Source organism: Micromonospora sp. NPDC051141 (genome assembly GCF_044455765.1).
Taxonomy (GTDB): domain Bacteria; phylum Actinomycetota; class Actinomycetes; order Mycobacteriales; family Micromonosporaceae; genus Micromonospora.
In genome coordinates this window covers 185,044-205,695 of the sequence record NZ_JBITFD010000005.1, presented here as the reverse complement: position 1 = coordinate 205,695, position 20,652 = coordinate 185,044, and the positions used below count along the sequence as shown (strand labels likewise).

Genomic DNA, 20,652 nt, shown 5'->3' with positions numbered 1-20,652 from the left:
GTAGCTGTCTGGGCAGCGGTGCCAGGTGGCTAGCGCGAGCAGAGGGTCCGCCGGGGAAGGACGCCGCCCCGGGTTAGCTCCTCCTCATCGGTACGGCGTCCAGGCAGCGTCGAGGTCACCGTTGCGGAAGGTCCTCAGTCGATGCCGCCACTGGTCGGTAAGAGATGGATTCCCTTGCAACACTGGAAGGACGCTGGTCACTAGCTGAAGTTCACGGAGTTCGCGAAAGACGGGAAAGCCTGGCCAGCCGGTGATGTCGAAGCCGTATGTCGTCGCCAACTTCTCTTGCGGGTTGTCGGGGTAGCGGAAGCGCAGCTCTCCGACCGCTACAGGCGTCAGGTCCCATTCACGCGGTCCGTAGGCCGCAGAGTCGAAGTCGCAGATCACTGCACCCTCGGGCCCCGGGATGAGGTTTCCAAGGAAGCTGTCGCCGTGGATTGGCCCGGGCGGAAGTGCGTACACAAGGCCAGCAAGCGCCTCTTCCAGTTGCTCGCACTTCGTCTCGAGGAACGCCACGTCGTGCTGTGGCAGGCCGTCGGTCTCAGCGATGCGCTGTCGGATCGGAGCTAACGGTCGCCACGGTGGGAGCGGCGTCTCCGGTGGCGGAAGGCTGTGGTAGCGGCGCAGGATCCGCCCAAGATCTGCTCCGGTCGGTGCACGTCCCGTCGCGGGAACGCGAGTCCAGAGGGTTGCCAGATGCCCATATGCCTCGACTGGCTGGCCGACCCCCGGAAACAGCTGCACGGCGGGCATACGATGCTCGGCCAGCCACGAAGCAACGGCTATGACCTTCGACACCCGATCGCGAACCGTTCGCGAACCAGCGATCCGGACGACAACCGGTTCGTGGGGCAGATCCAGAACCGCATTGTTGGTAAACTTGATCAGTCTCGCCCCGGAGGGCTCAAGGCCAACCTGGCCACAAATTGCTCGCACGACGGTGCTGACCATGTCGCGGCCGAGGGCGGAGGAAGCACCGCCAGCGCCGAATGAGTTGGTCACGATGCGGTCCGCAGGGTGGTGACCTTGTCCGCAAGATCACGTAAATCCCCATGCTGACTTCGCGCGAGGCGTCGGAGGGGTTCCATTCTGTCTATTGTCCGGACCGACCTCACCGTTGCCGCGCTGGCTACCGCCTCACGACCCGCGTCAAGGCCCCGGTCGCGCTCCCCGACCCGCAGATACGCAACGGCAAGAGCTGTCAGCTCGAAGATCTTGCTCCGGGCCATTCCCGGTCCCCGCATCGCGACCGCCTGTTGTAGGTAGAAGACGCTGCCGTTGAGATCCGCTTCACTGGGCGACAGGAGGGCGGACAAGGTCACACCTATGGAAGCATTGAGATCCGCCTGACCAAAGAACTGGACCCAAGCTGGCACATTCTCCCGATTTGCCCGAGAGAATTCGTCCTGGGCGCGACCGATCGACCGGTGCATCTGCTGCGAATCGTCGAGTAATGCGTATGCCCACGCCTCGTTGACGCAGAGCATGGCGACTGTCAGTTCGGATCCGGAGTCTTGCGCGGCGATCTGACCAAGCTGGAAGAAGCGTAAGGCTTCACGATGCATGCCGCGATGCAGATGAAGACGTCCCATTCGGTATAGGATGTTGGCTGCCAATGAGAGGTCGTCGGCATGCTTTGCCTGTTCGAGGGCGCGAGCGAAGTGCTTTCGTGCAGCAGAGTACATTCCGACGTCGAACGAGGTCCACCCAGCGAGATTGTGAAGATCCGCTAGAGCTAGGTGCAGTCGCGTCAGGGTTTGGTCGTTGCATGTGGCCGTAAGAAGCTGCTGAGCCCATCGGACCTGGGCTGCCACGGCGTCCCTACAGGATCCACCGCCATGGCGATAGTCCAAGGTGCGCATGGTGGCTGTGAGCGCCTCGATTTGCTCAACGTCCCACGTGCCAACGCGAGCCGGGGCAGGGGCGACCTGCCGATCGACCGGCTGCCACCAACGGGCGACCTCGTCAGGAGCGGTTCCCATCGTGACGTTGGCGGCATGGGAGAGGAGGCGCCGCACCTCCTCTCGTTCGTCGACGTAGGTTGAGCATGTGGCAGCGGCGAGGTCGAGCGCGGTCTCGGTCGACTCGTCGTAGGCCACGCCCATGTAGCCGCGGGGGATGCCGAGGCCGTCGGCGATGCGGACCAGGACGTCGTGTGCCATGACCCGCCGGCCCTTGAGCACCTCGTACACCTCGGACGCCGTCTGCCCGGTCAGGCGAGCGATTCTCCGCTGGGAAACTCCGACCCGCTGCAGCCGCTGGTAGGTCGTCCTCAAATCGCGGGCTGCCAGGGCCAGGCGCATCTCGCGGTGTTCCCACACCGCAGGGGATATGGCATCCGTAGGTGCCTGGTCAGCGTTCATGTCGGTCCTCGTTGGCTCGGAAGGCGCGCCCGTCTTCGCAGGCTAGCCGCAGCCCGCTCCGGATGGAATCCCGACGTGTGACGACGACTAGCGCGACTAGGCATCCACCCCGCCTATCGAAGCAGATAGGCGCCCATGCTTTCACGCTGCGTTATCTAGGTGAATCCTGAGGTCGCAACCGGCGGTTGAGTGGTGGGGTTGCTTACGGATCCGGAAGGAGGGCAAGTGAAGCATCCGCCGACCCGGTCACTTCTGGTGCCGTTCTTTATCTAGGGGGTGGCGATATCTCGCCGTCCTCTCGCTCTTACCCCGATGGCCATCGGGGCACCGCCGACGCGGGATAGCTTCGATTGGAGCAGGTGAAGGGCGGCAGGAACTGTCGGTTCGCCCGGGAGTCAATTCTCCACCGCTGCGGTCGCTACTCGGTTTCAGTCGCCAACGGCCAGCCCGTCGCCAGAGTGCATACCAAGCGTTTAGCGCTCGCGCCACAGCGCACCTACGGGCGTGGACCAGACCGGCGGTCGAGACCGTAGCGGCGGCAGCAGCATTAGCTGGATGCGTGAGGGTTGCGCTCAAGATCTGCAGCGGTCGCCGATGGGCGACGAAGGTTGCGGACTGACAACTCACCGAATCCACAAACCTCTGAATACTGTAATCCGAAAGGCTTGCGCAATGTATGACCAAGATGAGCTAGCCCGCTACGGCTATCGCCAGGAACTGGCCCGGAGGCTTCGATTTCGAGACCTGGTCGCCTATGGCCTCGTCTACATGGTCCCGATCGCGCCGATGGCGATCTTCGGCAGCGTTTACGTCGGCTCCGGCGGGATGGTGGCCCTGGCGTACACGGTCGGCGTAGTCGCGCTGGTGTTCACCGCGTTCTCGTACGCGCAGATGGTCAAGGCGTTCCCCATGTCCGGCAGCGTCTACAACTACGCCGGCCGGGGCATCAGCGCGCCGGTCGGGTTCCTGGCCGGCTGGGTGATCCTCCTCGACTACGTCCTCGTACCGGGCCTGCTGTATTTGGTGGCGTCGGTGGCGATGCACTCCACCGTGCCGGCCGTACCGGTGTGGCTGTGGCTGCTCGGGTTCGTCGCGGTCAACACGATCGTCAACTCGGTCGGCATCCGCATGACCGCGATGGTGACCCGGGTGATGCTCGTCGGCGAGCTGATCGTTTTGGCGATCTTCCTCGCCATCGCCGGCTGGGCCCTCGCCTCGGGCAGGGGCCGGCTCAGCTGGGAGGCGTTCTACAACGCCGACACGTTCACCTGGTCCCTGGTAGCCGGGGCAGTGTCGATCGCGGTGCTGTCCTTCCTCGGTTTCGACGGCATCTCCATGCTGGCCGAAGAAACCAAGGGTGGCTCTCGGCAGATTGGCCGGGCGATGGCCGCTGTCCTCGTCCTGGCCGGTGTGCTGTTCATCGCGCAGACGTGGCTGGCCGCGATGCTCGTCCCCGAGCCGGCCTCGTTGCTCAGTGACGGGGATCCGAACGGCACCGCCTTCTACGACGCCGCGCAGGTGGCTGGCGGAGGTTGGCTTGCGACGTTGTGCGCGGTCGCGACCGCGATCGCGTGGGGCCTGCCGAACTCGATGGTCGCGCAGGTCGCCACGTCCCGGCTGCTGTACGCGATGGCCCGGGACCGGCAGCTTCCCGGCTTCCTGGCGAGGGTGTCGATCCGCCGCAACGTGCCGATCAACGCGACCCTGCTCACTGGTGCCGTGTCCCTCGCGCTGGGCCTGTACATGGCGACCCGCGCGGACGGGATCACGCTGCTGTCGTCGCTGATTAACTTCGGGGCGATGGTCGCGTTCCTGGTCCTGCACGTCTCCGTCGTCGTGCATCACCTCATCCGCCAGCGCAGCCGCAACTGGTGGGCGCACCTGGTCATGCCCGGGATCGGCTTCGCGATCCTCGCGTACGTGGTGGTCAACGCGAACATCGCCGCGCAGCGTCTTGGTCTGGCCTGGCTCGCCCTCGGCATGGTCGTGCTCGCCGGCCTGTACTTGACCGGCCGCCGGCCCGCACTGTCGGGCCTTGCGCCGGCGCAGCCGCAGGCCCGCCACGTCGAGCGGGTGTGACGACCATGGATGCGATCAGCTACCGGCCCGCTCGCGACGAGCTGGCCTACACCTTCGGCGGCCGGATGCCGGTGGCCCACGTCCGCTCCGGCGACGTACTGCGGGTGCACACCGAGGACTGCTTCGGCGGGCTCGTGCGCGGCCCGGCAGACCTGCCGTCGCAAGTGTGCCGCGTGCCCTACCTGAACCCGGTGTCCGGGCCGTTCTTCGTCGAGGACGCCGAGCCAGGCGACACCCTCGCCGTCCACTTCGCCTCGATCGTTCCGGCCCGCGACTGGGGAGTCTCCTCGACGTTCCCGCACTTCGGGGCACTGACCTCCACCTCGCACACGGCGACCCTGCAGCCGCCTCTCGATGAGCGGGTGTGGGTGTACGACATCGACCAGCAGGCGGGTACGGTCCGCTTCCACGCCACCGACAGCGACCACACGGTCGACCTGCCGCTGGACCCGATGATTGGCACCATCGGCGTGGCGCCGGGCGGGTTCGAGGCGCGTTCGACCATCGTGCCCGACAGCCATGGCGGGAACCTCGACACCCCGGAGCTGCGCGCCGGTACCACCCTGTACCTGGGGGTGAACGTGCACGGGGCGATGCTCGGCCTCGGCGACGGCCACGCTCGCCAGGGCGAGGGTGAGGCCTGCGGCGTTGGGGTGGAGATCGCCACGACCACCACCCTGACCATCGAGGTCGTCAAAGGCGTCCCGACGGTGTGGCCCCGCCTGGAGACCGACAGGTCGATCATGTCGGTTGGCTGCGCCCGCCCCCTCGAAGACGCGTACCGAATCGCGCACCGCGACATGGTCGGCTGGGTGGGTGAGCTCACCGGCCTGGAGCAGCTCGACGCGTACCAGTTGGTGTCGCAGGCCGGACGGGCGCCGATCGGCAACGTCTGCGACCCGAACTACACGGTCCTCGCCGCCGTCGACAAGCTGCTGCTTCCGCAGCCGCAAGCCGCCTACGACGGGGTGCACGCCCGCCTGCGGCAGCACGTCGGCGGGCCACGGTAGGGGACGGAATCCAGATGACCTCGTCCATCCCGCAGTTGTCGTTGCGGGACGAGTTGTTCCTGCTGGGCCACGACGACGACACCGGCCAGCCGCACATCCACCGCCAGACCCTCGCCCTCGGCCTGGCCGGTGCGGTGCTGATCGACCTGTTCCTCGCCGGTCGGATCGCCCTCGACACTACCGACGACACCGGGCCGGGCGGCGAGCAGCGGCTGCGGCTGCACCTGGACCGGCCGGTCGGGGACCTGATCGCCGACACCGCCTTGGCCTCCATCCGCTACGCCCATCCGACCCCACCCCTGCGGGGGTGGCTACGCGGGTTCGCCGCCGACCTGTACGACCGTACCCGCGCCGGCCTGCAGGCCGGCGGGATCCTGCGCCACGACGTGCGCCGACGCCTCGGCGGACTCGCCCGCACCAACCGCTACCTGCCCACGGACCTGAAGTGGCCGGTCGTCGCCCGCGCCCGGCTGCACTACATCGCCACCGGCCGTAGCCAGCCCGACAACCACACCGCCGCCCTCGGCGGCCTGATCGCGACCCTCGGCCTGACCAACCACCTGTACCTCGCCGACGACACCGCAGCCCTCACCGTGCAGCTACGCACCATCGCCGCGCAGCACCACCAGCAGGTACGCGACATCATCGCCGCGGTCGACGCCGCCGTCGGTGACCTCGCCACCGCCGCCTACCGGTGAGCCCTCACCACCCCACCCGTTTCCGCCGCCCTTGGAGAGACACCTCATGCACGTCGTTCCGCGTATCCGTGCCGCCCGGTGGGCGGACAAGGACCTGGTCGCCGCGCTGATCGCCGACGCCCTGCATGCCGGGCCGCTCGCCCAGTGGCTGGTGCCCGACTCGACCTGCCGGCGGCGGATCCTCACCGACGTGGCGGCCATCTGGGTGGAACACGCCATGTTCTTCGGCGACATCCAGATCACCGACGACCTGAGCGCCGCCGCGATGGGGTTTCACCGCTACCGCAGCATCCCGCCACCGCCGAACTACCGCAGCCGACTGGCCGACGCCGCCGGCCCGCACACGCGGCAATTCGAACTCCTCGACCAGATGCTCACCCCGGCCCGACCCACCGAACCCCACCACCACCTAGCAGTTCTCGCCGTCCTTCCCACCGCAGGGCGGCGCGGTATCGGCACGGCGATGCTCACCCACCACGAGAGCCGCCTCGACCGCATCGACATGCCCTCGTGGACCGAAACCCTTCCTGGCAGCCAGGACGCCTACCGGCGGCACGGCTACCTTCCGAGACCCACGCTCACCCTGCCCGACGGGCCAGTCATCACCCCGATGCGCCGCAACCCTCACCCGACTCGCGGGTCCTGGCCCGTGAACATCGCCAGACCGGCGACCGTCACAGCGCCGACGCGCCCACAGTGCGATGCACAACGCTAGACAAGGTGCGGACGCCCAGGTCACCGCTTCCACCGACCTCCCGCCAGCGGCGGGAGGGTCGGGACGCACGGAGCCGGTCGCCCGCCCGTAGAGGGACGGCAGCGGCGACCGACGTGGCCGGCGACGACGCTCCCCCGCCGTCGTCGCCGGCCACACCCTCCGCCCGAATGCGCAGCCCTCGGCCGCGAACGCCTGCACCAGCCCAGCCGAGCTACCCGCACCCCACGACCCGGACATCAACAGCAGGAAGGAACGCCGATGCCGACGCGGACCCCGGTCCTCGCCGCGTGGACACCCGCCTTTGTCGCCGAGGTCGTCGCCGCGACCCTCGAGCACGCCGCCGTCCACGGCCTGCACCACGCGGCCCGGGACGCCGCCCGCAGCCACGGCCTGTCACCGGCGACCGTCGAGGAATGGGTCTCGCGCGCCCGCGCCGTGCCGGCCGCGCCCGTGCCACCCGACCTCCTGGCCTGCCACACCTGCAGGCGATCCATGATCCTCATCCATCTGCCCGGCTATGACAGGGTCTATCTGTGTACGCCGTCCTGCGGGCGCACACCGGTGTCGGCCGACGAGATCCGCGAAGCCGTCGCCGCGGTGGTCCTGCACCACACTCCACACCTCGTCCCGGCTGGCAAGACGAGCCAGGCCGCCTCCTACGCGCTCGGCCCGATCCAACGCGTCACCGTCGGCGCGACCAGCGCAGACCTGCACATCACCTGGAGAGCCGTCTCCCGGCAGGTCACCGGCCCGATGATGGCCATGGCCCAGCGTCTGCACCTGGCCCAGCGCCACGCCGCCGACAACACGCCCGAGCGTGCCATCAACGTCCTGCACAGCGGCCTCCTGCACATCGACCCCACCAACGGCAGGCTCGCCCTGGAGACCGCGACCGCCCGCGCCGCCGCGCTCCTGGCCGCCCTCACCCTCACCGGCGGCGACCCGGCCGCCGCGCTGCCCTGGGCCCGGTGGGGACACCGCAGCCTGCGCCACCTGCTCCGCGACCCCACCAACCCGGACGTCCGCGCCGCCCTACGCGTCCTGGCCGCCACCCACCGCGCCGCAGGGAACCTCACCGCCGCCGCCGACTGCTACAGCGACCTCATCCGCCACCACACCCAAGCCGACGGACCCTACGCACTACCGACGCTCGCCGCCCAGGCCACCCTCGCCGTCGTCCTGCACGAACACGGCCGCCAGGAACCGGCACGGCAACTCCTCGCCCGGACCATTTCCGATCACCGCCGCGCCCACCCCCACCACCCCGGCATCGCGCGCATGACAGCCGCCCTGCACCGCATGCACACCACAGCTACCGGCCCGCCCGGTCATCCCACACGCAGCGCGACGTCCGCCCCGCCCGACCCCAGCCAGACCACCCGCACCTGACCACCCACCAGGACAACCAGCCCAGGCACACCCGCACCAAACTCCGAAGGACACGAGACACCTTGCTTCGCACTATCCCCGACACGCGCCGCTGGTCGGCCGGCCTGGTCGCCGGTCTCCTCCTCACGGGCTGCCAACCCGGACCCTCCGGCCCGACGTCGACCGCACCAACCCTCGCGGCGCCTTCGGCGCCTGCATCCCCGGCACTCGTGGCGACCGCACCCGGCCTCACCCCACAGCAGCGCCTGCGCCTGCTCGCCGGCGCCATCACGGCCGCCCCTGCCGACCGCACGGTCAATCTGCCCTACACCTACGTGCACATCCAGTCCTGGACCCGTGCCACCAACGTGATCACCCGCTCGGACCTGCAACGCTGGCGCCGCGACGCCGATGACTCCGGGCGCGAGGTGACGCGCCGGCTCCCCGACGGGCGTGGCCTCGCCCACCGCCCGACACCTGACGAGCGCCGCCGCTTCGCCACTGCCGCGACCAAGACGACGCGATACGCCAGCGGCGATCTCGAGCCCTACCTTCCCGAACCGCTGACCACCGACATCGCCGAGCTTGCGGCTGCGCTGGCCCCACGCGAACTGGCCGGCGAGCCCGCATACCCGCGCATCCTCGTTCAGGGCGTCATCGACATCGCCACCAGCCAATACCTCAACCAGAAACAGCGTGCCGCCACACTCGGCGTCCTCGCAGACGTGCCGGCAATCGCCTACCAAGGCGAGCAGACCGACCTCGCCGGACGAACTGGCCTCGGCTTCACCGTAAAAGCCGACAACTCCCAGACGCAGCTCATCATCCACCCCACCACAGGCGAGATCCTCTCCGCCCAAGAACACGTGCACGGTGCGAAGCCTGGCCTGTTCTCCTACGTGCTGATCCTCGAGCGCGGCCACACCAGCACCGACACCGGAACGCCTGGCGGGCGGCCCTGACCTGCCCCGTCTGCCAGGAGCGCGCACCGGCGCGCCGACTCTGTTCGGGGTGACGTCACCTCGACAACGGCCACGTCGTGGCCGGTCAGGTTCGCTCGCAGCCGGCCGTCGAGTTCCACCGCCAGCACCGACGCGCCGGCGGCCACGAGCGGCCGATGCCCGATCCCGGGCCGCTCCCCAGGACGCGCGCACCCAGTCGCAGCTTCCGCTCGGCCAGCACCTCGACACCCGTTGCGAGTACCTCGGCCGGGCCGCGTAGTCGTTGTCCGGGCCCTCGTCGAAACTGCCTCGTCAGCTCCGCCGCTGGTCATCACCGCCCACGTCGCGAGCGCTTCGCACGGGTGATCGGGACCGATCGGGCCGCACACGGTCGTCCGCTGCCGATCCGGTGAGGGCGGGTCTCACCCTGCGGTGCGGCGCCTCTGATTGATCTTCTTGGCGACGGCGTCGGCGGCGTCTTGGTGCAGTTGTTTGGTGACGCTCTGGTAGGTGTCGCGGGTCAGCGTCGTGGTGGAGTGGCCGAGTTGGTCGGCGAGGACCTTGATGTCGACGCCGGCGTCGAGGGCGATGGTGGCGGCGCTGTGGCGCAGGTCGTGCAGCCGGATCGGCGGTAGGCCGGCCTTGCGCACGAGTCGGCGGAAGCGTTGGGTGACGGCGTTGGGGTGCCACGGCTGCCCGTCGGGGCGGACAAAGAACAGTCCGGTGTCGGGCCACGCCGGGCCGGCGGCGAGTTGCCACTGAGCGCGGCGGGCCTTGTAGGCGGTGAGGACCTTGACGGTGTCGGCGTCGAGGGCGACGTCGCGGTTTCCGGCCCTGCTCTTCGGGGGTTTCTGCACGGGGGTGTAGCCGTGGGTGGCGATCTGGTTGTTGATGGTGGTCTCCCGGCGGTGCAGGCGGACCTCGCTGTCGCGCAGTCCGCAGGCCTCACCGCGGCGGGGCCCCCGGTAGGCCATGTAGTGCCACATAGGGTGCAGGTCGGGGGCGTGCCGGGCGGCGTGGTCGAGGAAGTCAGCGACTTGCTCGTCAGTCCACACCATCACCGGTCCGGGCACCGCGCCGGTGTCCTTCCAGCGCTGGACGCGTTCGTCCTCCCACACGATCGGCAGCGGCCGGTCACCCGGGGTTTTGACCAACGCGGCCGGGTTGGAGCCGACGATGAGTTCGTCGGCGAGGGCGTCGTTGATGGCCTTGCGCAGGCAGGCGCGGATGCGCTGCCGGGTCGTGGGGCCGGTGGGCCGCACCCCGGCCGCGGACCTGCGCACCGCCGGGTCGGGGCTGCTCTTCGCGGCGCGGATGTCGTCGTTGCGGCGTTCGATCGCGGCGAACATGGCACGGACGTGGCTGGTGCGCAGCTTGTACAGCGGGACCTCGCCGAGGTGCGGGATCAGGTGCACCCGCACGATGGACTCGTAGCCGTGCAGGGTGTTGCCGTCCACGCTGAGGTGGGTCAGCCAGCCGGTGAGGTAGTCGGCGACGGTGGGGGCGTCAGCGAGAGGGCCGTCGCCGCGCAGCCGCTGGCGGATCCGGTCGACCTCGGGCAGGGGCCGTTTGGCGCGTGCGGCGTTCTGGAGCAGGTCGCCAATCTCGGTGCGGCGGCGCCGGTCACCCTTGGCGAGGGCGAGCAGATCGCGGGCGTGGTCGAGTTCGTCGGCGGCGGCCCGCCGGGTGGGTAGACCGGAGCGGCGTAGTTGCCGACGCCCGCCGTCGGCGGTGGGCGGGAGTTCGAGTTGATAGGTCCAGTGCCCGTGCTCGGAACTCCAGGCGCGGTTAGGGCGGCGCAGCTTGGGACAGTCGTTTCCGAAGGGCTTGCCGGTTTCCGGGTGGCGGCAACCGCAGCGTTTGAAGATGCTTCCGTCAGGCATGGCAGGTGGTGCTCCTCGATCAGGTGGGCGCATCGGTTTCGTCGATCGACATCCACGCGTGATCCGCGGACACGATCAAGTCGCCGGGACCGTCGTACGACGGTCCCGGCGCAAGGTCGGGGCTGAAAGAGAACCGCGGGCGTTGGCGCGGCGTGAGAACTGGGGCGGAATGGGCGCCCGCCAGCGCGCGAAAGGCGCCTACGGTGGGGCACTCGTGGCACCGGCGGCGCGCTCCGGGGTGGTCCCCGGTTCGTGCAGGTGCAGGGCGGCAAGCAGCGGCGCCGTCGGTATCCGGTAGTGGGCGCCGACGCGGAAGTGCGGCACCGGGAACGCGTCACGGCGAATCAGCTTGTAGGCGGCGGAGCGGGACATTCCGAGCACCGACGCGGCGGTGGCCAGGTCGGTGCTGACGCCGAGAGCGCGGATCCGCTCGGCCGTCCACGCGAGCTCCGCATCACCGGCTGCCGTTCCTTTCCGGGACGGCGGTGGCACCATTCGAGTGCGTCTGGACGTTCTCATGGTCAACTCCTCAACGCTGAGTACGGGAATACCGAATTCAGGCGCGGCGCACACGACCGGTCGGCCGCTTGTCTGGAGGCGGACTCGGCCCAGCCACCGGATCGCGGGAGCAGCCCAAGAGGTGCTCGACCCGGACGACATCCAGCCACGCCGGACGGTACGACCGAAGCGGTGCCTACTTGATTGCTCGCACATGTCGATGTCGGCTCCGGGTCGCGTCGGTGGTGCGCTGACACCGGTAAACCCGTCTTTGTGTGCTCAGGCGAACGCCTGCCCGACTCACCGCCGCTCACAGGGGCTCACGCGGCCGTCCGAACGCTCGCCCAGGTGTTCTTCGCCTGCTCAAGGTTCGCCTGCTGCCTGTGCGCGGGCGGGGCGTGAGGTGACCGGAAGGCTCTCCGTCCAAGGGCTTTACCTTGGCGGGCGTCGCTCGCGCATCCACCGGACCACCGCATCGGGGCACCTGGTCTCTGACCTCACGGATCGAGCTGCCTCACAGGGCCAGCCGCAGCGGTGTCGCCGACGGCATCTATGGCCGAGCCGCGGCGCGCAGGGGGTCGAGAAAGCTGGGGCTTCACGTCGACACGCGGCCAGTCAGCGCGGCGTGGCCGACCTGCCGTCCGCGTCCCACCGCCTGATCCGCTGCGCCGCACGCCTGCAACCAGGGCCGAACGCCGCGAACAGCAAGCGCGGTCACCCGGCCGCCATCGTGTCATCAGTCATCGTCGATGACACAGATGATGTCGAGGTGTCCGCGGCGCAGGGACGCGTCGGTGTCATGGCGCTCACCCTGACCGCCTCCCTGAGGCTTGCCGCAGGGCGACCCACGGCTTGACCGCCATGACCAATCCGAGCGGGGCCCGCCGCCGTCACCGCCGTCGGCGCTGCCACCCTCGCCCGGTCGAGCCACGCCGAGCGCCCTCAGCCCGTGTCAAAACGCTGGCCAGCGCCCTGAGCGGACAGAATGTCAACGAGACCAATCGATGTCATCATGATGCGGCGCGGCCGGCGCATGTCCTGCACGACGACCCCGGCCCGGACATGCGGCAGCACCGTCGTCGTGACCGCCGGAGGTATCACTATGGCCGATGACAGCGACACACATCGCTGCCACTGTCATCGCGACGCGGCGCCACTGGCCACGAAGACACACCCGCCGACGCTCGGCCGATGACCCGACCACCGTGACCGCCGGCAGTGAAACCGTGTCCGACGCATCGACTCATGTTGTTGACACGGACATCACGTCGTGGTGCCACCGGACAAGGCGTCGGATCCTGCAACGCCGCTCGGAGGCCACTCCCGGTCATCATCGGGACACCGGCCTGGGGCCGCCGAGCGTTGCCGGCCAGATCGCGGGGACGGCTGCTCGGGATCTGCTAGTGGGCCGGGCGGCGGGGCGGTCCGCGTCAGGGCCTGCATGTTCCGGCTCCCGGCCCGTCCCGTGCTGATTCGATGGCGGAGCGTTGATGACCACGCCAAGTCGGTCGCACCGGGCACGGCCCAGCCATAGCCGTGCCAGTGGCCTGACCCGAGACGCTCCAGGGCAGCATCGACGCGACGACTCGAGCGCGCGCAGGGTCAACGAATCGCGTCCGTCACAGGCCCGCGACCACTTTCGCCGGAGCCGAGATCACGTTGGCTGGCATCCGACAATGCCGTCGGGAGCGGCCGTGAGTTCGTGTGAGCGGCCGTGAGTTCGTGTGAGCGCCCCGGCGACCTGCCGGCAGGAGCCGCCGAAGCGCAGGCCGTCGACTACCGCGAAAGGGGTGCAACCTAGCCTGCCCGCCACTCACAGTCCTGCTCAGGGCACATTCGCAGTCGCCGGGAGACTGGTCAACGCGCCGGTTCGAGCGCGACAGCGCCGGCCGCGGCGACGAGGCGTCCAGCTACGGCATACCGGCATTGACCTGCGCTGTGAGCGGTTGTGAGCCGGTCGTGGCGCAATCGGTACTCCCCGCGTCGCCGCGACACGGCGGTGGCGCTCGATGGTCTTCCCGACCAAGGAGTGTTGATCATGAGTGTGTCCGACACAATCTGGCCCGCCGCGCCCCTGGACGCCGTCGAGGTCGCGTTCGCGGCGCTGAGCGGCGACCCGGCGCCCGTGTCCATCGACCTTGACATGTTCAGGCCGGCTGTGGGCCTACCGACGGGCGTCCTGGAACTGCCGGCGCTACGGGACTGGCTACTGGCGAACCCGCGCGCCTACACCGCCCGCGACGCGGTGTGGCGGGAGCTGATCCGTCGCGCCCGCCTGGACGGGCCGCAGTGGGTCATCGCCGCAGCCGGCATGGCGATGCCGGCGCTGCGGCGCTACGCAAGACGGCTGTCCGACGGCTACCGCGGCGATCCCGACGACATCGGCGCGGAGATCCTCGCCGGTTTCCTGGCGGCGCTACGGAACCACGTGGACGTGAGCCGCCGGGCGCCGTACGCATCGTTGTGCCGGGCCGGATGGCGCGCCGGACACGCGTTGCGCCAGCAGGCCAGCGAGTACGTCACCGTTGAGGATGTGGAGCGCGTCACCGGACCGCGGACCCCGCGGGTGCCCTACGGGCATCCGGACGTGCTGGTGCGCCGCGCGGCGCGCCTGGGGATCCTCGACGCCGAAGACGAACAGCCCTACATCGACGTGCGGCTGGGCCAGCGGGCCATGGAACCCATAGCGGCCCGGATTGGCATCAGCACCGACGCCCTGCGCATGCGGCTGTGCCGCATCGACACCCGCCTCGCCGAAGCCCTCGCCAACGGCATGCTGACCGGCGCGGCGTCCCCGCAGGCCGCCCAGGCGTTGGCGGCACGAGCCGAACGCCGGGCCAGCCTGCGTGCCGCCAGCCGCCGCCGTATGCCTACCTCCACGTCGACGGCAGCGGCGTAGGTCCGTGACCGCGGGAGTCCCGCCTCGCGGCGCCGTCGCACTCCCCAGTCACAGATGCCGGGCCGGATCACCTCAACGGCACGACGAAACGTCCGGCGTGAGTGGCGGTGAGCGGTTGTGAGTGGGGCAGGCGTTCGCGAGAGCACACAAACGGCGATTTCTTAATGACGGCACCGGAGCTGCGGGGCGCTCGGATGCAGGCGGTGCAAACCTCAGCCGTCGATCCGATCCCGCGGGCCGGCCGGGCGGCGCTCGGGGACAAAGCCAGCGAAGCCGGGGCCCGCTGTCTACCCGCCGCAGCCCAGTCGCTGTGCGGACGCGTGACCCGCCCGCTGTGCCGTCTCAACGCGGCCGCACGGAAGTCATCCACCCAGCCATCCCCTCGAGGGGATGGCGCCATTCCGGAGGTACCGGTCATGACGACCACCTACCATCCCCAGTTCACTGTCCCGTCCACCCGACCGATCCCGGCGGAGCTACTCCTGACCGAGAGTGACCGCCTGCGCCTGCCCGACTGGTGGGCCGTCGAGATGCTCGCCGAGCACCGTGTCCTGACCACCGCGCAGCTCACCGCACTCGGTTTCGCCACCACCACGGCGTCGGCCACCCGACGCCTGGCGCTCCTCGCCCGCCGCGGCTGGATCGACCGCCTCGTCAACACCGGCGCCGCAGCCACCGCCGACACCTGGTGGTGCCTGGGCCCGATCGGCGCCCAACTCACTCCACTCCCCGAAGACCGCGACGTCACGCCGGCGCAGGTGTACCGGGCCCGCGACCGGCTCCGCGAGAGTCGCGACCTGCCCGGTCTACTGGAGGCCAACGACTTCTTTGTCGACCTCGCGACCCGCGCGCTCACCGAGCCCGGAAGTGACCTCCGCATGTGGTGGTCACCGCGCACCTGCCGATACGTCACCGGAACGCGGCATGTCGCCTGGCACGGCGAGTACATCCACGAGCGCAACCGCCACGCGTTCTGGTACCAGCCCGACCCCGGCCAGATCCGCCCCACCGACCTCGCCGACCGCGTCCATACCTACCGGCGGCTGGCCGAACACACCGGCCTGGCGACCCTGCTGTTCCATGCCACCGACCCGCAGCGCGAGCAGGAACTGCGCCGCCACCTCGAGGGCCGCAACACGCGGCACCTCACCGTCGTCACCAGCAACCCCGAGCACGGCCACCCGGCCGGGCCGGTCTGGCAGCCGATCGGCGAGACACACCATCTCGCCCTGACCGACCTTCCTTACACCCCCGAGCATTGGCCGCCCGACACCGTGACCTCCAAGGAGGTACGGCCCCGAGCCCCACACCCCATCTACGATCCCGAGCGCCCCTACGAGGAATCCATCGCCGAAGGCGGGTACCACTACCCGCCGCGCCCCTGACCAACCGACCACTGCTCCTCGACCGGACCGACCGGGCCGGTCGAGGAGCAGACCGGGGCGACCCAACGAAGCGCCCACCGGTCACTGTCAGGGGACTGTCAGAGGTTGCCGTTCGCTTCGAACCCGAACGGCAATGCCTGCGGCTCTCACACCGCAGGTCGCAGCCGCTGTAACCAACTTCGGTCGGGCAGGCGACTGACTGCCCGTGCCACCGAGAGCTCGTCACACGCGCGAGACCAGACAGGTTGGCGTGTTCGACCAGGCTGCCGGACAGCGACCGCTGACCTCCGGTTGCTTCGGCCCGCTGCGGCCCGGGGGCACCAACCTCACACCCACTCGCACTGCAACCTTGGAGCAACAACGATGATCACCGCGCACCCCGAACCTCACCAGCGTCACCGGCCCGACTCACGCCCACCCTTACTGCACCGTCTGGTCGAACCCGTTGTGCCCGGCGCTTCAGCAGTCAGTGCCGATCTCCGTTCTACCGTCCGTCTTGATCCTGACCCCCAACCTGACCCCTCACGGCCGCTCACAGCCCAGGTCAGCCCCGCTGTCAGGAGTCTGAGACCGCTCCAGACAGACCCTCCAGTCTCGGGTCTCTCCCCAGGGGTTTGTGCCCATGCGTAAACACCTACCGACCGCAGATCCGCTGCTGCGCCTGCAGGCCAGCATCACCGCCCGCGACGACCGGCTCCTCGGCTGGCTCTACGACCACGGCGTGCTCACCACCGACCAGATCGCCACCGCCCTGTTCCCATCCCTGGACTTCACCCAACGCCGGCTGCGCCGCCTCACCGCCCTGCGGGCAGTGGACCGATTCCGACCCAACAAGGCCGACGGCGGCTCCTACCCCTACCACTACGTCCTGGACCAACTCGGCTACGACCACGTCCACGCCCAGCGCGGACTCCCACGAGGCCGCCGGGACCAAGCCCGTCGCCGCAAACAATCGCTGACCTCCCGGCCAGACCTGCCGCACCTGCTCGGCGGCAACCAGGTCTTCATCGACCTCGCCGCCCACGCCCGCACCCACCCCGACACAGAGCTGGCCCGCTGGCAGCCCGCATCGGCCTATCACGAACCCGACACCCTCTACCGCAAGGGCGGGGACCCGCAGATCATGCTCGCCACAGCGACCGGCTTCCCCCGCCCGGACGGCGCCGGGATATGGATCGAGCGGGAACGGTCCGTGCCGTTCTTCCTCGAATACGACACCAGCGGTGAGAACCTGCGGGTCCTCATCGACAAGGTCATCAGGTACGAGCGGCTGTACACGATGAGCACCTGGGCGTGGCCGGTGCTCTTCCACCTCCCCTCTGCACGAAGGGAGGCGAACCTGCACCACCGCATTGCCGGCACCGGCCTGGCCACCGTCGTCGCCACCACCACCGCCGAACTACGCACCGCCCTCGCCGCCAGCCCCGCCCACCAGATCTGGCAACTACCCGGCCACGCCGGCCGGCACCGCCTCATCGACCTGCCCTACACCGACACCGACCACGACGACCAACACCCCAGCCACGACCAGTCAACCTCGGAGGAGCAGGCCGACTGAGGAAGGGAAAGGAAACACGACGCGTGCGGCGGCCCGCAGGTCGCGCACGCCCGCCGAACTCACTCCACCCGCCAGCTCACCGGGCCGGTCAACCGCCACTCGCCGTACGGCGCACCGAGGCAACCGGAGAAAACTGCGCCTCGATTGGAACCCTTCGCCGATCCGGGCGAACCTCACTTCACTTCACTTCGCTTCACTTCACTTCGTGCACGAAGCGATCATGCTGTGCGCCCAGCGGTGGACCCTGGAGATCCTCACGGCACTCGGCCAAAGGCCGATGCGATTCTCGGAGCTGCTGCGCGAGATCCGACCGGCGCCGAGCTCGAAATCGCTCAACGGCGCCCTGCGACGCCTGCGCGACGGTGGCCTGGTGCACCCGACCGACGACGCGGAGGGCGGAACCTACTCCCTGACCGCCGCCGGCACCCACCTCCCTGTCGCTCCTCTCGTGGTTCGTACGCGAGATGCGCCGCTGGTCAGACACCTACCGCGACGGCTGCGCCCAGCCGATCGCTGCCGATACCTTCACCGATCTGCTGCACACCATCAGCCCTGCGCCCAGCTGAAAATCGCTGAACGAGGCTCCGCGGCGGCTGCAGGAGCACGGCCTCGTCGGGCACGTCGCGAGCACCGAGGGCAGCCGCTACGCCCTGACCGAAGCCGTGAGGAGCTACTGCCGGTGCTCATGTCGTTCATGGCCGACCTGGGACAATGGCTCGATACCTACGGCGACGAAACCACTCAGCCCTCGGCCAACAACCGCACCCGCCCCTGAGTAGCGTCGAGGACGCGAGGGCTCGGTCGTGGTGGGTCACCTCGACGCGGCACTCTTCTTCGGCAGCGCCGGGCTCACCGGTGCGCTGGTCGGCGCGGTGCTGCCATGTGCCACGCGGCTGCTGGCGGTGCCTACCGGCCCATCTGGCGGCACCATGGGAGCGGCAGAGGACGCGCTTTCGGGACGTCGGCAACGCTTGCCACCTGTCGGTGCGTGGCTGTGCCCGGTTGGCTGCTTGGCAGCGTCAGCCTCGCGGTCGCTTCGATCGGTATCGGTCTGCGCCTACGATGCGCAGAGGTATCCGGCCTCGCGACCTTGGCGGTGTGGTTGGTCGTCCTCTACAGCGGGCCGCTGCTCGCGGCCGTCGACATCGCAGCGCGCCGTCTGCCCACTCTGGTCATCGCCGTCGCGGCGGCAGCGGTCTTCGCCATCCTCGCTGCCGAGGCGGCCATGACCGCTGACGGGCGGCGGCTCGTCATCGCTGCCGCCGCCAGCGCGGCGCTCGGCGGCGGATACCTACTGCTCGCACTCCTCGCCTGCAGCGGTATGGGACTCGGCGACGTACGGCTCGCCGCCCTACTCGGCGCCGCCCTCGGCACGCTCGGCTGGGAGGCGGTTCCTTTTGGCGCGGTCCTGCCGTACTTGCTCGCCGCGCCCGCCGCGCTCATCCGCCTGGTTCGCCGCGATGGGCTAGCCTTCGGGCCGTATCTCGTGGCCGGCGCCCTCGCCGCACTTCTTTTCGCCCCGCTATGAGCGGGCTGTTGTGATGCAGCTGGGAGCGCGACGGTTACTGGCACCTGGACTGGTAGTCGTGGCAAATCCGGACGGAGAGCGGTACGTTGCAGTGTCGATAGTGCGCAGAAGAACGGTACCTGTAGATGAGCCGACGCAACTCGGACGGCACCCCTGTGCCGCCCATGGCCGCGTCTTCCTCCAGGGTTTCCGAGCAGATGAGCCGGCTGCCGCGGAAGAACACAACACCCGAGATGGCGCTACGGCGGCTGTTGTTCGCCGCAGGGTTCCGGTACCGGGTGCATGAGCGGGTACCCGGGATGCCGCGTCGGACGATGGACATATCGTTTCCGCGAGCCAGGATCGCCGTCTTTGTGGACGGGTGTTTCTGGCACGGCTGTCCGGAGCACGGCATGACTCCGAAAGCTAACAGGGAATGGTGGCGCCAGAAACTGGATGAAAATCGTCGACGGGATGCCGAGACCTCCGCACACCTTTCCAGCCTCGGCTGGGCCGTTCTTCGATTCTGGTCCCACGAGGAGCCGGGCGTTATGGCCGAGTCGGTTGGTGAGTGCGTCCGATCGCGTCGACCTGGCTCGCGGCCCTAAAATCTCCGTCGGCCCGGCGGATGCGCCGCGAACGGCACTCCATCGTTTTTACCGTCTCCCCTATACGCTCCGCGAGTAAGCTGGGAACCGCATTGCCTACCTGCAGAGCCATCTTCTCAACGCCCCCGTGGAGACGGGCTCCCTCGTCGAAGGTCTGCAGAAGCATCGCCTCCCGCAGCGTTATGGCCCGGTCTTGCTCGGGGTGGGCGAACCGTCCTCTCGTAACGTTGGTGCAACCGGATGTGAGAGTGGGGGCGACTCGATCCCACCACATCCTGCCGTAGATGTCGTAGTGGCCCTTGTGGTCTTTGTGGCATGCGAGGACAAGGTGCTCGGGAAGATTGAGACGACCGCCGCCCTCCGGAATACAAGCCAGGCGCTCCAGGGCCAGCTGGCTGTGACGGCGAGCCTTGTGGAACTCGTCCGCCGGATCCTGTTCTCCTGATGCCAGAACCGGGCAATCCTTGATTGCGTCCCGTACCGTGACGAAAGGCAGTCGCCTTTTCCTACCTGTCTCGTTGTTGCCCGTCGCACTATGAGTCGGGAGGGGAAGTTCGGGTTCCGTTACCCTGCTGCCGATGACGAGGACTCTGCGCCGCCTTTGAGGGACTCCGTACTCCGCAGCGTCGACGACTTTTTGCTCGACCCGGTAACCGAGATCCGACAAAATCTTTTCGAAATTATCGTAGTAGGGGCGCCAGCGCCCCTCGACCAGACCCGGAACGTTCTCGAACGCTATATGTCGGGGATTGAGTTCCTCAACGAGTCGCAGGTACTCGTATATCAGTTCACGACGTTGCTCGTCGTAATCCAGAGGCTTGGCGGCACGACGGAGCACGGTGAAGCTTTGACAGGGCGGGCACCCGAATAGAAGCGTGAGGTCGCCGCGGCGCAGGCCGGCTGGAGCGAGAATGTCTTCGCCGCGAACGTCTCGGATATCCTTCACAATGGGCGTGACTCCGACATTCATGGTGAATGCTGTCGCCGCGTCTTCATCGATCTCCACAGCACCGACGGTGCGGAATCCGGCTCGGTGGAAGCCCATCGATCCACCGCCGCAGCCGCAGAAGAGATCCACGACGGTGTGCACGCGCGCTCCTCCCGTCCAGCCCGATCATGCTGGTATGGATCAGGACAATA

At 68.7% G+C, this 20,652-nt stretch carries 17 protein-coding genes and 1 pseudogene; 13 read left to right on the top strand and 5 right to left on the bottom strand.

What is annotated here, in order from left to right:
• Positions 1 to 84: 84 nt before the first annotated feature.
• Positions 85 to 1,002, bottom strand: a complete 918-nt coding sequence (locus ACIA6B_RS12095; protein WP_396772729.1) for an aminoglycoside phosphotransferase family protein — start codon at positions 1,000 to 1,002, stop codon at positions 85 to 87.
• Complete coding sequence (locus ACIA6B_RS12090; protein ID WP_396772728.1) at positions 999 to 2,363, bottom strand: transcriptional regulator; 1,365 nt, start codon at positions 2,361 to 2,363, stop codon at positions 999 to 1,001. The genes ACIA6B_RS12095 and ACIA6B_RS12090 overlap by 4 nt, the downstream gene beginning before the upstream one ends.
• A 672-nt stretch (positions 2,364 to 3,035) precedes the next feature.
• On the opposite strand from ACIA6B_RS12090, the gene ACIA6B_RS12085 reads away from it, so the two are divergent.
• The 6 genes from ACIA6B_RS12085 (at position 3,036) to ACIA6B_RS12060 (ending at position 9,195) form a co-directional block, all read left to right on the top strand.
• Positions 3,036 to 4,442, top strand: coding sequence for an APC family permease (locus tag ACIA6B_RS12085; protein WP_396773144.1), 1,407 nt, complete (start codon positions 3,036 to 3,038; stop codon positions 4,440 to 4,442).
• Entirely contained in the window at positions 4,439 to 5,452 is a 1,014-nt protein-coding gene (locus tag ACIA6B_RS12080) for an acetamidase/formamidase family protein (protein ID WP_396772727.1), read from the top strand. Before ACIA6B_RS12085 ends, ACIA6B_RS12080 begins: the two co-directional genes overlap by 4 nt.
• A 14-nt stretch (positions 5,453 to 5,466) precedes the next feature.
• Entirely contained in the window at positions 5,467 to 6,150 is a 684-nt protein-coding gene (locus tag ACIA6B_RS12075; protein WP_396772726.1) for a GPP34 family phosphoprotein, read from the top strand.
• A 46-nt stretch (positions 6,151 to 6,196) separates the two neighbouring features.
• On the top strand, positions 6,197 to 6,865 hold the full coding sequence (locus ACIA6B_RS12070; RefSeq protein WP_396772725.1) for a GNAT family N-acetyltransferase: 669 nt from the start codon (positions 6,197 to 6,199) through the stop codon (positions 6,863 to 6,865).
• Positions 6,866 to 7,123: 258 nt separating this feature from the next.
• Entirely contained in the window at positions 7,124 to 8,254 is a 1,131-nt protein-coding gene (locus ACIA6B_RS12065) for a tetratricopeptide repeat protein (RefSeq protein WP_396772724.1), read from the top strand.
• A gap of 209 nt (positions 8,255 to 8,463) precedes the next feature.
• On the top strand, positions 8,464 to 9,195 hold the full coding sequence (locus tag ACIA6B_RS12060) for a hypothetical protein (protein WP_396772723.1): 732 nt from the start codon (positions 8,464 to 8,466) through the stop codon (positions 9,193 to 9,195).
• Between the two features lie 401 nt (positions 9,196 to 9,596).
• Here the strand turns inward: ACIA6B_RS12060 and ACIA6B_RS12055 are convergent, their stop codons facing one another.
• A complete protein-coding gene (locus ACIA6B_RS12055; protein WP_396772722.1) occupies positions 9,597 to 11,057 on the bottom strand; it encodes a tyrosine-type recombinase/integrase in 1,461 nt (486 codons plus the stop codon).
• Positions 11,058 to 11,255: 198 nt separating this feature from the next.
• Entirely contained in the window at positions 11,256 to 11,576 is a 321-nt protein-coding gene (locus tag ACIA6B_RS12050) for a helix-turn-helix domain-containing protein (protein ID WP_357293494.1), read from the bottom strand.
• Between the two features lie 604 nt (positions 11,577 to 12,180).
• On the opposite strand from ACIA6B_RS12050, the gene ACIA6B_RS12045 reads away from it, so the two are divergent.
• The 7 genes and pseudogenes from ACIA6B_RS12045 to ACIA6B_RS12015 all read left to right on the top strand — a co-directional run bounded on the left by ACIA6B_RS12045 (position 12,181) and on the right by ACIA6B_RS12015 (position 19,512).
• Positions 12,181 to 12,411 (top strand): hypothetical protein, encoded by a 231-nt coding sequence (locus tag ACIA6B_RS12045; RefSeq protein WP_396772721.1) that lies wholly within the window; start codon positions 12,181 to 12,183, stop codon positions 12,409 to 12,411.
• A gap of 1,182 nt (positions 12,412 to 13,593) precedes the next feature.
• Positions 13,594 to 14,454 carry a hypothetical protein gene (locus ACIA6B_RS12040; protein ID WP_396772720.1) on the top strand — a complete coding sequence of 287 codons (861 nt, stop codon included), beginning with the start codon at positions 13,594 to 13,596 and terminating at the stop codon, positions 14,452 to 14,454.
• Between the two features lie 164 nt (positions 14,455 to 14,618).
• Complete coding sequence (locus ACIA6B_RS12035; RefSeq protein ID WP_396772719.1) at positions 14,619 to 15,839, top strand: replication-relaxation family protein; 1,221 nt, start codon at positions 14,619 to 14,621, stop codon at positions 15,837 to 15,839.
• Between the two features lie 622 nt (positions 15,840 to 16,461).
• On the top strand, positions 16,462 to 17,397 hold the full coding sequence (locus ACIA6B_RS12030; RefSeq protein WP_396772718.1) for a replication-relaxation family protein: 936 nt from the start codon (positions 16,462 to 16,464) through the stop codon (positions 17,395 to 17,397).
• Between the two features lie 220 nt (positions 17,398 to 17,617).
• Positions 17,618 to 17,770 (top strand): annotated as a pseudogene (locus ACIA6B_RS12025) (winged helix-turn-helix transcriptional regulator); the annotation flags it as partial.
• A gap of 621 nt (positions 17,771 to 18,391) precedes the next feature.
• Complete coding sequence (locus ACIA6B_RS12020; protein ID WP_396772717.1) at positions 18,392 to 18,925, top strand: hypothetical protein; 534 nt, start codon at positions 18,392 to 18,394, stop codon at positions 18,923 to 18,925.
• Positions 18,926 to 19,050: 125 nt separating this feature from the next.
• Positions 19,051 to 19,512: a very short patch repair endonuclease gene (locus ACIA6B_RS12015; protein WP_396772716.1), complete on the top strand. Its 462-nt coding sequence runs from the start codon at positions 19,051 to 19,053 to the stop codon at positions 19,510 to 19,512.
• On the opposite strand, the gene ACIA6B_RS12010 is transcribed toward ACIA6B_RS12015, so the two are convergent.
• Positions 19,454 to 20,602 carry a DNA cytosine methyltransferase gene (locus ACIA6B_RS12010; protein WP_396772715.1) on the bottom strand — a complete coding sequence of 383 codons (1,149 nt, stop codon included), beginning with the start codon at positions 20,600 to 20,602 and terminating at the stop codon, positions 19,454 to 19,456. The genes ACIA6B_RS12015 and ACIA6B_RS12010 overlap by 59 nt on opposite strands.
• Positions 20,603 to 20,652 lie beyond the last annotated feature (50 nt).

What these genes read in the sequence shown, in the direction of transcription:
- ACIA6B_RS12090 (WP_396772728.1), bottom strand. Translation starts at nt 2,363, where the DNA reads ATGAACGCTGACCAGGCACCTACGGATGCCATATCCCCTGCGGTGTGG.
- ACIA6B_RS12055 (WP_396772722.1), bottom strand. Translation starts at nt 11,057, where the DNA reads ATGCCTGACGGAAGCATCTTCAAACGCTGCGGTTGCCGCCACCCGGAA.
- ACIA6B_RS12040 (WP_396772720.1), top strand. Translation starts at nt 13,594, where the DNA reads ATGAGTGTGTCCGACACAATCTGGCCCGCCGCGCCCCTGGACGCCGTC.
- ACIA6B_RS12015 (WP_396772716.1), top strand. Translation starts at nt 19,051, where the DNA reads ATGAGCCGACGCAACTCGGACGGCACCCCTGTGCCGCCCATGGCCGCG.
- ACIA6B_RS12035 (WP_396772719.1), top strand. Translation starts at nt 14,619, where the DNA reads ATGACGGCACCGGAGCTGCGGGGCGCTCGGATGCAGGCGGTGCAAACC.
- ACIA6B_RS12065 (WP_396772724.1), top strand. Translation starts at nt 7,124, where the DNA reads ATGCCGACGCGGACCCCGGTCCTCGCCGCGTGGACACCCGCCTTTGTC.
- ACIA6B_RS12075 (WP_396772726.1), top strand. Translation starts at nt 5,467, where the DNA reads ATGACCTCGTCCATCCCGCAGTTGTCGTTGCGGGACGAGTTGTTCCTG.
- ACIA6B_RS12050 (WP_357293494.1), bottom strand. Translation starts at nt 11,576, where the DNA reads ATGAGAACGTCCAGACGCACTCGAATGGTGCCACCGCCGTCCCGGAAA.
- ACIA6B_RS12085 (WP_396773144.1), top strand. Translation starts at nt 3,036, where the DNA reads ATGTATGACCAAGATGAGCTAGCCCGCTACGGCTATCGCCAGGAACTG.
- ACIA6B_RS12070 (WP_396772725.1), top strand. Translation starts at nt 6,197, where the DNA reads ATGCACGTCGTTCCGCGTATCCGTGCCGCCCGGTGGGCGGACAAGGAC.
- ACIA6B_RS12030 (WP_396772718.1), top strand. Translation starts at nt 16,462, where the DNA reads ATGCGTAAACACCTACCGACCGCAGATCCGCTGCTGCGCCTGCAGGCC.